The sequence below is a fragment of the Advenella incenata genome (assembly GCF_004217095.1).
Taxonomy (GTDB): Bacteria; Pseudomonadota; Gammaproteobacteria; order Burkholderiales; family Burkholderiaceae_B; genus Advenella; species Advenella incenata.
This window is the reverse complement of the sequence record NZ_SHKO01000003.1, coordinates 253,610-266,108: the sequence shown is the minus strand read 5'-3', so window position 1 is coordinate 266,108 and position 12,499 is coordinate 253,610. Positions and strand designations below refer to the sequence as shown.

The following is a 12,499-nucleotide window of genomic DNA, read 5'->3' as shown; positions in this document are numbered from 1 at the left end:
CAGGTATACTTGTCGCCATGTCTTCATCCCAGTTACGAAACTTTCATCAGCAAATAGTCGATGCTTTAGGCAGCAGTATTGTTGCCGGGCATTTTGCCGAAGGCATCCAGCTGCCCACCGAACCAGAACTGGCCAATACTTATGGCGCCAGCCGCCTTATTATCAGAGAGGCAATGAAAAGCCTGGCTGCCAAAGGCCTGATATCAATCCGGCCGCGCACCGGCACACATGTACTGCCACGCAGCAAATGGAATCTTTTCGATCCCTCGGTACTGGATTGGTACGCACGATTGCCGCCAGACAAAAAACTGATGGCCGACCTGATGGAACTGAGGCAGGCTATTGAACCCCAGGCTGCGCATCTGGCCGCGTTGCGCGCCGAGCAAACAGATATCGAGGCATTACAGCTTGCATACCAGGCCATGGCTTGCGCAAACAATCGGGCGGACTATATCGAAGCCGATTTACGTTTTCATGGCGCGGTCGTACACGCGAGCGGCAACGTTTTCTTCCGGCAATTGGAAATGGCCTTATCTGCAGTGTGGACCATGAGTTTTCGGGCATCCAGTGACCAGTGGGGTCCGGATCCCCAGGCACTGAAGCTGCATAAGACACTGCTGGATGCAATCGGTGCCGGCGACCCCATGGCTGCGGAAAATGCAGTGCTGGCACTGATCGACAGAGCGGTAATGCGGATCGGCGAATGACTCGTCGCCCAACCGGGCCCAGGATAATCGTAAAATAGCCGATTGAACGCCAGAATACCTTAAACAACCTATCACTCATGCCAGCAGAAACCAGTAAAATTGCGACTCCCGGCCACACTCCCATGATGCAGCAGTACCTGCGCCTCAAGCTTGAGGCGGGGTCTGTACTGCTGTTCTATCGTATGGGAGATTTTTATGAAATGTTCTATGAGGATGCCGAGCAGGCCGCCAGGCTGCTGAATCTGACGCTCACCAAGCGGGGAAACTCAAATGGCCAGCCCATTCCCATGGCAGGTGTTCCGGTGCATGCCATGGAAACCTATCTGGCGCGTCTGGTCGCCTTGGGCGAATCGGTAGCGATCTGTGAGCAGATCGGCGATCCGGCTACAAGCAAGGGCCCCGTTGAACGCAAGATCGTGCGCATTGTTACGCCCGGCACGCTCACCGACGAAACCCTGTTGCCTTCCAAGCTGGACCGGCCCCTGCTGTCAATTTTCCTGCCACCCAAAGGCAAGGCGCCAAAATACGGGCTGGCCTGGCTGAACCTGGCCAGCGGCCAGTTCAAAGTCACGCAATGCGACAAGGAAGCCCTGGACTCGGAAATTCACCGCATCGCTCCCGCGGAAATCGTGCACGCTGACTCCTTTACCCTTGAGACAAAATTTGGCGGCTCGATCAGTCACACTGCCGACTGGCACTATGACCTGAATGATGCCAACACCCTGCTTTGTCAGCATTTTCAGATCGACTCGCTGGGTAGCTTCGGCATGGCCGATATGCCTGCCGCCACTTGCGCTGCCGGCGCGCTGCTGCGCTACGTGGAACGCACGCAAACGCAATCGCTCTCGCACGTCCAGCACATCATGGTGGATCATGCACTGGATTATCTGGTGCTTGATCCGGTCACGCGCAAAAACCTGGAAATTACTGAGACCATCAGCGGAGAGAGTCGGCCCACCCTGTTCTCGTTGCTGGACCACTGTGAAACACCCATGGGTAGCCGCAAGCTGCGTCACTGGCTACACCACCCCTTGCGCTCCAATAGCCAGATCGAAGCACGCCAGACCGCTGTTGCGGCCATGCTGACCGGCCGTCCGGACGGGCCCGTGCACCCGCATATTGCATTGGATAATCTGCGTACGGAACTCAATGCGTTTCCCGATCTTGAACGTATTGCAACACGAATCGCCTTGCGTTCGGTGCGTCCACGCGAGTTGGCCAGCCTGCGCGATGCACTGGCACGTCTGCCACAGTTGCAAACTGTTTTGCGCAACCAACACGCCAATGCACAACGCCTTGATGTACTCAACGACGAATTGACTCTGGATGCACGCTTGCACGCGGCGCTGCAGGCTGCCGTCGCAACGGAACCGGCAGCGATGATCCGCGATGGCGGCGTGATCGCACCCGGTTTTGACGACGAACTCGATGAGCTGCGTACCCTGGCCAGCGACAGCGGCGCCTTTCTTGTCGAACTGGAGGCCAGGGAGCGCCATCGCAGTGGCATTGCCAATCTGCGCGTCGAGTACAACCGTGTTCATGGATTTTTCATTGAAGTATCCAAGGGCCAGGTCGACAAAGTGCCCGACGACTACCGGCGTCGCCAGACGCTCAAGAATGTCGAACGCTATATTACGCCCGAGCTCAAGGGATTCGAAGACAAGGTACTGTCGGCACGCGACCGGGCGCTATCGCGTGAAAAATGGCTATACGAGCAATTACTCGACACCATGCAAGCATGGGTGACTCCCCTGCAGCGATGCGCGCAGGCCATTGCCGAGCTGGACGTTTATCTTGCACTGGCCAGTCACGCCAGAGACAACGAATGGGTGCCGCCGCAACTGGCCGAACACCCAGTGATCGATATCGAGGCCGGCCGCCATCCTGTGGTCGAGCATACAATCGAACAATTCACACCCAATAGCTGTCTGATGGACCACGACAGACGCATGTTGCTCATTACCGGCCCCAATATGGGTGGTAAATCGACCTATATGCGACAGATCGCCCTGATCGTGCTGCTGGCGCGCATGGGCAGCTTCGTGCCGGCAACTGCCGCCACCATTGGTGTGATTGATCGTATCTTCACCCGTATTGGTGCTGCCGACGACCTGGCGGGCGGCCAGTCCACCTTCATGATGGAGATGACCGAGGCCGCCACCATTCTGGCTGCCAGCACACCCAACAGCCTGGTGCTGATGGACGAGATAGGCCGCGGCACATCTACTTATGACGGCCTGTCACTGGCATGGGCCATCGCCTGCCGGTTGCTGGACCACAATCATGCGCTGACACTGTTTGCCACCCATTATTTTGAAATTACCCGACTACCTGATCTGAACCCGTCAGCAATCAACGTGCACCTTGCCGCCACCGAAGCGGCCAGCGGCATCGTGTTTCTGCATGAAGTTCAGGAAGGACCGGCCAGTCGCAGCTATGGTATCCAGGTCGCACAGCGGGCGGGCCTGCCTGTAGCGGTCATTCGCCAGGCTAAACGGGAACTGGATCGCCTGGAAAGCCAGGCTGGCGACATCTCCCAGCTGAATCTTTTTACTGCCACGCACGAGACCGATGACCAGCAGAGCGACAATGCGCTTGAGCTTACCGCCTTTCGCGACGCCCTGCATGAACTGGATCCCGATAATATGAGTCCGCGCGAAGCGCTGGACGCCCTGTACAAATTGCATAACCGCTTTGGCGGAGAATCATGACATCCATTGACATTCACGCCCCCATGACATTGCTGGGCGGACGCAGCCCCGCCGAATTTATGCGGACTTACTGGCAAAAAAAACCATTGCTCATCAGACAGGCCATTGCAGGTTTTGCCAGCCCCGTGCCCCCGGCCGGGCTGAAGAAACTGGCAAAACGCGATGATGTCGAATCACGCCTGATCTGGCAGGAAAATGACGAATGGAATATGGAAAGCGGTCCGTTCGCACGCTTTCCCAAGGTGGCCGAACCCAACTGGTCTTTGCTGGTGCAAAGTGTGGACCTGCATGACGATGCAACTGCAGCGCTAATGCAGCAGTTCCGCTTTATTCCCGACGCCAGGCTGGACGACATCATGATCAGCCTGGCCTCCCGCAACGGCGGTGTTGGTCCGCATTTTGACAGCTACGACGTTTTCCTGCTGCAGGGTCGCGGGCAGCGACGCTGGCGCATCAGCCAGCAGAAAGACCTGTCGCTGGTTCCCGATATTGCGTGCAAGATTTTGCAGCATTTTGAGCCTGAAGAGGAGTTTGTGCTGGAGCCGGGAGATATGCTTTATCTGCCGCCACATATTGCGCACGACGGCATCTCGGAGTCGGACGAGTGCATCACCGTTTCTATCGGGTTTCGTGCCCCATCCCTGGCCGTTCTTGCGCGTGGGCTGCTGGAGGTTGCGGCCGATCAGCTGAGTGCGCGTAACGGACTGGGCTTTGGCCCCTACTCCACGCCAGCATTACCGGGGCCAGACCTATCGGGCATGTTCCAGGATAAACGCCTGTCCGCCACCACAGAGCCTGCCTCGCTGCCTGATGAACTGATCGACAGCGCCCTGGCTGCTGTGCAAAAAATCGCGTTTACTGATCGCATGGCGGCACGCTTTCTGGGCTGCTGGCTGACCGAACCCAATAGCCTGACTGTGTTTCCGATTGCCCAAGAGATGGTCGATCTTGACGACGTGATCGACGGCAACGGCAGCCTGGTGCTGGATCGTCGCAGCCGCATGATCTATCGGGGCGCAGACCTGTTCATCAACGGCGAGGCTCTGGAATTGAAAACCAACGCCACGCTTAAAAAATTCGCCGACACGCGCGCGCTGACCAGCGCCGACCTGAAAAAAGCCAATGCAGCAACGCTTACGCTGTTGCAGGAATGGCTGGACGACGGCTGGGTTATTGCGCAATAGCCAGACGAAAAAAAACCCGGCAATGGCTTGCCGGGTCTTCTGAATATCAAAACACGATCCTGGATAGCGATCAGCTTACATTCTCTCGGCCAGTACCGTCAGAATGCGGCGCGCGGTCGCGCTGTTATCCGCCTGGCCTTGTTCGTTGCGTACAGTCACAACAGACTGATTGGCTTCGGACGTAACCGCAATTGTGTATGGCAACGGCGTCAGATTGCCTTTATCGCCCCACAGCCGGCTGATAAAGTTGGATGACTGGCGCTTCTCGCCGGTATCGGTATCCAGGTAACGGACTGTATAGGTACCGGCTTGCGGGTCACGATTATCTACTGTGAAACCAGCAGAATTGATCGCGGCGCCCACCTGAGTGTAAGCCTGGCTTTGACCCACTTGCAGTGGCAACGCGGCAACGTCGGCCATCACGACCGGATGGGTTGGCGCGGCCGCCGCGGCAGCCGTTTGACGCACTTGCGCTTCAGCCTGCTGTTTGGTCGCCCCCAGGAAAACCATCAAGCGCGACAGCATCGCGGCGTTCAGGCCCGGATCTTCCTTGGCAGGCAGCCATTTGAATGATGTACCATCGCGATCCATGGGTGTTTCGACCATGCGTTCGTGACTGATGAACACCAGCGTTTTGCCATTGGAGCGTTCCAGACGCGTACGGAAACGTTCGCGCTCGCCGCTGTCTTCAACCATATTGATGATGGCGCCCAATGCGCGGTTAAGCAGGTTGCCTGGAATTTTTGCACGATTTTCGGCCCAATCGGTTTCAATCAGTCCGGCCTTAGGATTATCGCGATTGATGGTAAAGCCTGAATCAACCCAGAAGTCGATCAGTTTCGGATAGACGCTCCCAGCTTCCTGGCTCACTTCCAGCCAGCGATTGGCGCCGGAACTCTGGATTTTCAGGCCGGGAGTTTCTGGCAGGACCGAATCGCCGGATGCGGCGTTGCGATTAGCCTGGGCCACCGCCTTGTTATATTCGTTGGCAGATGCATAGCCGCCTGGTGGCTTGTACGCCGGATTAATCTGTGACGAGGACAGATCAGGCGGCAGGCTTAGCGGGTCACCTCTTACGGTACTTTTGTAGTCAACCTGCTCGGTATCACCCATAACTTCGTCCATGACATTACATCCTGCCAGGAGGGTGAGTGACAGTAAACCAGATACTGCAAGAAAGCGTGCATTCATACGCATATTCTCAATCCTATATTATTTGACCAGCCCGAGATCTTTCAGGGCAGTCAGAACAGTTTCATGATGCTGGGCGCCCAGATCACACATTGGGAGCCGATACCCGGCCTGGATCAGGCCCATTTGCACAAGCGCCCATTTGACCGGAATGGGATTGGCTTCGACAAAGAGCACTTTATTGACAAGTGCCAGCTTCGCATTCAGTTCACGCGTGCGCGGCACATCGCCAGACCGTGCAGCCACACAGAGTTCGTGCATCAGCGCGGGGGCTATATTGGCCGTAACCGAAATATTGCCATTGCCGCCCAGCAGCATCAGTGCCGCTGCAGTGGGGTCATCGCCACTGAAAACCTGAAAGTACTCTGGTTTATCCCGAAGCAACAGGCCCAGGCGGGCAATATCAGCGGTGGCATCCTTAATACCGATAATTCCCTGCACTTGCGCCAGTCGCAATATCGTATCGTTGGACAAATCTGCAACGGTGCGACCGGGCACATTGTACAGCATGATGGGCAGGCCGCCTTCGCGGGCAATAGCCTCAAAATGGCGGAACAAACCTTCCTGGGTGGGCTTGTTGTAGTATGGCACGACCGACAGACCCGCATCAGCCCCCATTTCCCTGGCCTTTTTGGTCAGATGAATGGCTTCTGCAGTTGAGTTTGCGCCTACTCCGGCAATCACCGGGATTCGGCCGGCCACATGTTCTACCGCCACCCGGATAAGATCGGTGTGTTCGTTCACATCTACTGTGGGCGATTCGCCAGACGTGCCCACGACCACCAGACCGTCAGATCCTTCCTGAATATGCCAGTCGATCAGCTTCTTGTATGCGTCGTAATCTATATCCCCATTGGGTTGCATTGGAGTCACAAGGGCAGGAAAACTGCCGGTGAATACAGGATACGAAGAACTGTCGACCGCCATGATAGAAACGTCCAGAAAAGGTTGATATTAAGTGCCTAGCTTATAGCTAATTCGGTAGTTTAATTGAAATGCATAAAATTAATAGAAAATTTAATGACAATTCCGTAAAACACGTTTCAATCGGCATCTGCCGCTGGCAGGCGACCAGATTCGACCGCCCCTTTTGGCCGGTAGCGCTGCAGCTTGCCTGCGGACACGCAAACTCACTCGGCCAGGCCAATGGTTCTGGGATCCCCTGATCCCCTGCGAATAATCGAGGGCGTCGCCGTTGTCAAATCAATGACCGTGGTCGGCTGGGTTGGGCAGGAGCCGCTGGCAATCACCCCGGCCAGCGCATGGCCATAACGATCGGTAATTTCATCCGGATCATTCAGCGGCATGTCTTCGCCTTCGGGAATCAGCGATGTTGACAGCAGTGGCGATCCCAACTCCTCGATCAGCATCAAGGTGACCGGATGGTCCGGGACACGAATGCCAATGGTTTTGCGAGAAGGATGCGAAACCCGCCGCGGCACGTCCTTGGTTGCTTCAAGGATGAACGTCCAGGGGCCGGGGGTCGCGTTTTTCAGCAAGCGGTATTGCGCGTTGTCGACCTTGGCGAATTTGCCGATTTCCGCCAGATCTCGCACCAGCAGCGTCAGGTGATGGCGTTCGTCCAGGCCGCGCAAGCGGCGCAAGCCGTCCGCCGCCGTCTTATCGTCAAGACGAGCCACCAGCGCATAGCTGGAATCGGTGGGTATGGCCAGTAACCGGCCATTATCCAGCAATTGCGCGGCTTGTTTAAGCAGGCGCGGCTGCGGGTTGACCGGGTGTACATCAAAAAGTATGGACATAATTATTATTTCACTCTGTGGCTGGCTATGCACCTATTGTAGCGAATTGAGTGACACATGGTGCAGGTTCGGGTTAGAATCACGGGCTGGATTGTCTCCGTAGCTCAACTGGATAGAGCACCCGCCTTCTAAGCGGGTGGTTGTGGGTTCAAGTCCCGCCGGAGGCACCAACTATACCTCATTTTGTTTTCAAACCGCACAAATTATTATAAAAATCAGTGGCTTAAGCTTGCATCTTCTTTTTCCGCTTTGACCGATGACCTGCCATTTTTCGCACCCGTACTTTTTACATCGCGCTATCGCTAGCGAGAGTACGAATGACCATTTCATCATGAGATAAATCTACGCGGCGCGTAGCACTAGTGTCTTTCATAAACAAAAGTGTTTAGAATCATGCCAACGCAACAGGTTGATACTATCGACGAATCTATTCATCTGTCAAGATGACTCATCTAAATACAAATTGCTACTGATATCGCTGAATCTGGGGCAAAAGCAAATGGACCGCCGATCTAATCCTGTTCTGACTCGAGGTATGCAACAAAAGCAATTTTGTTATTGTCAGGGTCCCGCACATAAGCCGCATAAAAACCGCTTCCATACCGTGGGCGAAATCCCGGTTCCCCCTCATCGCTGCCACCTTCGCGCATAGCAATCGCATAAAGCCGATCAATCGTTGCCGAATCTTCCAGTACAAAAGCCGTCATCACGCCATTGCCCGCATTGGCTTTTTTCCCATCAAAGGGATAGCCGGTGAAGAAAAGGGGAAAAGTAATATCCGATTTTTTGCCCCAGGAAACACAGTTGTCATCTCTGAAACATTGCTCCAGCCCCATCTGAGCAAACAGCGGATCATAGAAGCAGATCGATTGTTCCAGATCATTGGTTTCCTACCATGGTATAGCTGATCATTTCAATCTCCGGAAAGTAGCATCAATCGCAAATCTGTCATCCGCGCAAAGGCGCATCAGGCAGGAGCGCTGCTCATGCCTGATGCCAAGACAGATGTGTTGCTATAACAATAGCCGGTCCCGCGTTGCGCTTCAATGGTTGGTCGTTTTTTTTACATTTCAGAGGCATCGCCGGCCAGTTGTGCTTGATGCGACTTTATGTAATATGCGCGCCGCGTGTTTCCACATAAACAGCGTACAGCGATTGGCTGGCCGTCATGAAAAGGCGGTTACGCTTGGCCCCGCCAAAACATACGTTGGAGCAGATTTCCGGCAGCCGGATTTGTCCGATCCGTACGCCATCAGGCGCAAAAATGTGTACGCCATCATAGCCCTCACCGCCCCAGCCGGCACTGGCCCAGATATTGCCGTCCTCATCGCAGCGGATCCCGTCAGCCGAGCCTGACTTGCCTTCGAACTCCATGGTTGCAAAGGTGCGCGGGTTCGTCAGTTTGGCTCCATCTATATCAAAGACCCAGATCTGATTCTTTGCCGAGGGATAGTGTGAGTTTCCCGTATCGGCGACGTACAGTTTGCTGTAATCCTGGCTGAAGCACAGTCCATTGGGTTTGAACGGCTGATCCGCCACTTTGGCCATGGCGCCCGTTTGCGCGTCAATCCGGTAGACGGCTTCCTTCTGAATCGGGCTGACCGAATCGGCGCTGGCCGGATGCCGGTTACCTTCATATTCCATCAAAGCGCCATAGCCCGGGTCTGTAAACCAGATCGAACCGTCATTCGGATGCACCACGACATCGTTCGGCGCATTCAATCCTTTATTATCGAAACTGTCGGCAAGCACTGTGACCTGGCCATTGTGTTCATAACGTACAACGCGACGCGCATCATGTTCGCAGGAGAGCTGCCTGCCCTGGAAGTCGAAGGTGTTGCCGTTCGAATTGCCTGAAGGTGAGCGAAAGCGGCGGCCTACATGCCCATCCTCTTCAGACCAGCGCAGTTGTTCATTGCTGGGAATATCGCTCCATACCAGATAGCGGCCGACTGCATTCCAGGCCGGGCCTTCAGCCCATTGCATACCGGTATGCAAGCGCATGATGGCCGCATTGCCCAGCTTGTATTTGAAACGTTTGTCCAGCACCACGATATCGGGGTCCGGATAACGTATCGGTTCTGTCTGTGATCCGAAATTACGTGCTATTGCCGGCCTGGCGGCAACGGCAGATGTGAGCACAGTTGCAGCAGTTGCTGTCGCTGCGGTAAGAAAGCCCCGACGGTTTATGGTGGCGCCCGATAATGATGAACGGGCTGATTGACCGTCCACGGATCCATTGAGCCCTTCCTGTTGCGTCTGTCTCATTGATGCTTCTCCTCTTGGTGTGTTTCTGATTCGCAAATTGGCACTGCGTACTGCGGTCTTCTGTCGTACCGTGTAATTTTAGTGTATCGCCAATTTAGGGAGCATGATCGGTTATTTTTGCCCATGGCATCAATTGAGCATGGCAATAAAATACCACCTACTCTGTTTTTTTTCTTTTCAAGCTGCCTGGCCTGCCGGCGCTGCCGCCAGGCGCTTCTGAACATGAGAACACCGCCGGCAAGGCATACGACTCCCAGCATAATGGTGCCGTAACGTATAAAGTACATTCATTTGGAAACCTGGCCCTGCGCCGACCCTGCGTCACACTTGAGGGTGAATAAATATGGCCGGCAAGTTTAGCATGTGCAGCTAATTGCTTGCGTAAGGAGCAACGCAGCGGGCGCACTGCTTATAGCCAATGGATTGAACGCACCGTCAGCGCAGCGAAATGCATCTGAGATTTGAGACGGGAAGTTTGACAATAGCCATAGAGGCAGCCTCCCCCGACAAACAAATAGTCGGACAGTGCGCCTTGCTCCGAATACCGGCTGGAGCAAGGCGCTGACCCGGATACTTTGATTTAAAAAATCACTCGCCTGCAACTGACAGCGCTACGCGACTGGGTCTGGTGAACTCGCATACAGGGCGGTGTTCGTTGAGGTGACCAGCATTTGATATCGCTCGAATTGAGCAAGAATATCGTTGATGACTTGCGCAGAGGTCAGCCCAAGAATGTCATAACCCCGGCTGCCATCTGCAAACACCGTACGCGCCTGCCATTCATGAGGATGCACTGTTTCGTTACGAGCCGCGGCAGCGGTAAATGCGGCCATTCTCCGGGCTTCGGGTTGCACGCCGTAGACAAAATTGCGCTTATCCTCGGCAACCACCGTAAGCTTGACCGTTTCTTCGATCGTAGCGATGTCGACATCAAGCCCGCGTTTTTTGAACTCTTCGGCAACTTCGTGCATTGCCGGGCTGGCAACCTTCGCAATAAACCGCGCTGCATCCTCTTTTCGCGGGGTGTGCATGATTGCCGACAAACGTGTGCGCCAGGAGACCTCAGAACCCGGCGCTGGGGTCGCGTACGTTCGCCGTCGATCCAGGCGATGCATATCCGCTTTCATGCCTTTGATGAGTCCGAGCACCAGAAAAATCATGATGATTGCGAATGGCAGCGCGCTGGCCAGCGTAACCGTTTGCAGCGCAGTGAGCCCGCCAGCCAGCAGCAGCAAAGCCGCCGTTGTACCCGAAAGCGCGCACCAGTAGATTCGTTGCCAGACCGGTGCATCTTCCTTGCCGCCCGCAGCAAGGGTATCGATAACCAGTGAGCCCGAATCGGCGGATGTGACGAAAAAGACTGCGACAAGAATAACTGCCAATGTCGATGTCAGGCCAGGCCAGGGCAGGAATTCGAAAAACTGAAACAACGCGACAGAGACATCGGCCGCAACATCGCTTGACAATTGGCCTGCCGCGACACCCATATCAAGAAATATGGCCGTGTTGCCAAAGACTGTCATCCAGAGAAACGTGAATGTGGTCGGCACGAGGAGCACGCCAAGGATGAACTCGCGTACTGTGCGGCCTCGTGAGATGCGGGCAATGAACATACCCACAAAAGGCGACCATGAAATCCACCATGCCCAATAGAAAAGGGTCCACGACTTCATCCAGTCCTGAGCACGAAATGCCTGAGTGGTAAATGAACGTGCAAAAAAGTTATCCAGATAGGCGCCAATATTCTGCACAAAAGCATTCATCAGAAAGCTGGTGGGTCCGACAACAAGTACAAACAGCATCAGAATAACGGCTACGATAAGATTGAATTCAGATAGCCTTCTGATGCCTACGTCCAATCCGCTTACCACGGACAGCGTAGCCAATGTAGTTACCACTGCAATCAGGATGACCTGGAACCACGGTTCTTGCGGCGCGCCCACCAGATGGGCCAGACCCGAGTTGATTTGCAATACACCAAACCCCATGGATGTCGCAATGCCGAAAAGCGTGCCGCATACGGCAAAGATATCCACGGCATCGCCCATCCAGCCATTGATACGCTTGCCGAGCAAGGGATAAAGGCCGGAACGGACGGTCAGCGGCAGGTTATAGCGAAAGCAGAAATAGGCCAGCGATAAACCGACAACCGCATAGATGGCCCAGGCATGTAGGCCCCAGTGAAAGAACGTAATGACCTGAGCCTCCCGGGCAGCGGCGGCAGCGTCGGCCACGCCCGAAGGAGGTGCGGAAAAATGCTGCATGGGTTCGGCAACCGCAAAGAACATCAGGCCGATACCCATGCCCGCTGCGAAGAGCATCGCCATCCAGGTAAAGTAGGGATAATCGGGTTCCGAGTCATCCGGACCCAGCTTCAGGTTGCCGTAACGACTCAGCGCAAGATAGACAACCACAAAAAAGAATATGGCCACACTCAGGATATAGAACCAGCCAAAGCTTTCAATGACAACGCTTTGCAGCCTGCCGAAAATCTGCTCCGCATCAGCCGGGAACAGGATTCCGATCAATAGAAACAGAACCACAATGATTGTTGACCCCCAGAATACTCTGGGATGTATCGTACTCTTAACTCGGAACCCCATTATCACTCTCCCTTGTGCTTGCTCCGCCTAAAAGTGTAACACTTGGCTGTTGTACTTTCTTGCGCTTGTTCAAGT

At 54.8% G+C, this 12,499-nt stretch carries 9 protein-coding genes and 1 tRNA gene; 4 read left to right on the top strand and 6 right to left on the bottom strand.

What is annotated here, in order from left to right; translation table 11 throughout:
- Positions 1–17: 17 nt before the first annotated feature.
- The 3 genes from EV681_RS17395 to EV681_RS17385 all read left to right on the top strand — a co-directional run bounded on the left by EV681_RS17395 (position 18) and on the right by EV681_RS17385 (position 4,602).
- Positions 18–707 (top strand): FadR/GntR family transcriptional regulator, encoded by a 690-nt coding sequence (locus tag EV681_RS17395; RefSeq protein ID WP_165393103.1) that lies wholly within the window; start codon positions 18–20, stop codon positions 705–707.
- Between the two features lie 77 nt (positions 708–784).
- Positions 785–3,418, top strand: coding sequence for a DNA mismatch repair protein MutS (mutS, locus tag EV681_RS17390; protein WP_242612306.1), 2,634 nt, complete (start codon positions 785–787; stop codon positions 3,416–3,418).
- Positions 3,415–4,602, top strand: coding sequence for a JmjC domain-containing protein (locus tag EV681_RS17385; protein WP_130304731.1), 1,188 nt, complete (start codon positions 3,415–3,417; stop codon positions 4,600–4,602). The genes mutS and EV681_RS17385 overlap by 4 nt, the downstream gene beginning before the upstream one ends.
- Before the next feature lie 75 nt (positions 4,603–4,677).
- Here EV681_RS17385 and bamC read toward each other — a convergent pair whose 3' ends face one another.
- From bamC to EV681_RS17370, 3 genes are all read right to left on the bottom strand, one after another.
- Entirely contained in the window at positions 4,678–5,727 is a 1,050-nt protein-coding gene (gene bamC, locus EV681_RS17380) for an outer membrane protein assembly factor BamC (RefSeq protein ID WP_242612305.1), read from the bottom strand.
- 87 nt (positions 5,728–5,814) lie between these two features.
- Positions 5,815–6,720: a 4-hydroxy-tetrahydrodipicolinate synthase gene (dapA, locus tag EV681_RS17375; RefSeq protein WP_130304730.1), complete on the bottom strand. Its 906-nt coding sequence runs from the start codon at positions 6,718–6,720 to the stop codon at positions 5,815–5,817.
- A gap of 203 nt (positions 6,721–6,923) precedes the next feature.
- Positions 6,924–7,553 (bottom strand): L-threonylcarbamoyladenylate synthase, encoded by a 630-nt coding sequence (locus EV681_RS17370; RefSeq protein WP_128394877.1) that lies wholly within the window; start codon positions 7,551–7,553, stop codon positions 6,924–6,926.
- Positions 7,554–7,646: 93 nt separating this feature from the next.
- Here EV681_RS17370 and EV681_RS17365 point away from each other — a divergent pair.
- Positions 7,647–7,723, top strand: a tRNA-Arg gene (locus EV681_RS17365).
- Between the two features lie 342 nt (positions 7,724–8,065).
- On the opposite strand, the gene EV681_RS17360 is transcribed toward EV681_RS17365, so the two are convergent.
- The 3 genes from EV681_RS17360 to EV681_RS17350 all read right to left on the bottom strand — a co-directional run bounded on the left by EV681_RS17360 (position 8,066) and on the right by EV681_RS17350 (position 12,424).
- Positions 8,066–8,389 (bottom strand): VOC family protein, encoded by a 324-nt coding sequence (locus EV681_RS17360; RefSeq protein ID WP_207227097.1) that lies wholly within the window; start codon positions 8,387–8,389, stop codon positions 8,066–8,068.
- 271 nt (positions 8,390–8,660) lie between these two features.
- Positions 8,661–9,821, bottom strand: coding sequence for an SMP-30/gluconolactonase/LRE family protein (locus EV681_RS17355; RefSeq protein ID WP_130304729.1), 1,161 nt, complete (start codon positions 9,819–9,821; stop codon positions 8,661–8,663).
- A gap of 611 nt (positions 9,822–10,432) precedes the next feature.
- Positions 10,433–12,424, bottom strand: coding sequence for a BCCT family transporter (locus EV681_RS17350; RefSeq protein WP_130304728.1), 1,992 nt, complete (start codon positions 12,422–12,424; stop codon positions 10,433–10,435).
- Between the last annotated feature and the right edge of the window lie 75 nt (positions 12,425–12,499).

Excerpts from the sequence above, each read along its gene's own strand:
- EV681_RS17395 (WP_165393103.1), top strand. The coding sequence starts at position 18 with ATGTCTTCATCCCAGTTACGAAACTTTCATCAGCAAATAGTCGATGCT.
- mutS (WP_242612306.1), top strand. The coding sequence starts at position 785 with ATGCCAGCAGAAACCAGTAAAATTGCGACTCCCGGCCACACTCCCATG.
- EV681_RS17385 (WP_130304731.1), top strand. The coding sequence starts at position 3,415 with ATGACATCCATTGACATTCACGCCCCCATGACATTGCTGGGCGGACGC.
- bamC (WP_242612305.1), bottom strand. The coding sequence starts at position 5,727 with ATGGACGAAGTTATGGGTGATACCGAGCAGGTTGACTACAAAAGTACC.
- dapA (WP_130304730.1), bottom strand. The coding sequence starts at position 6,720 with ATGGCGGTCGACAGTTCTTCGTATCCTGTATTCACCGGCAGTTTTCCT.
- EV681_RS17370 (WP_128394877.1), bottom strand. The coding sequence starts at position 7,553 with ATGTCCATACTTTTTGATGTACACCCGGTCAACCCGCAGCCGCGCCTG.
- EV681_RS17360 (WP_207227097.1), bottom strand. The coding sequence starts at position 8,389 with ATGGGGCTGGAGCAATGTTTCAGAGATGACAACTGTGTTTCCTGGGGC.
- EV681_RS17355 (WP_130304729.1), bottom strand. The coding sequence starts at position 9,821 with ATGAGACAGACGCAACAGGAAGGGCTCAATGGATCCGTGGACGGTCAA.
- EV681_RS17350 (WP_130304728.1), bottom strand. The coding sequence starts at position 12,424 with ATGGGGTTCCGAGTTAAGAGTACGATACATCCCAGAGTATTCTGGGGG.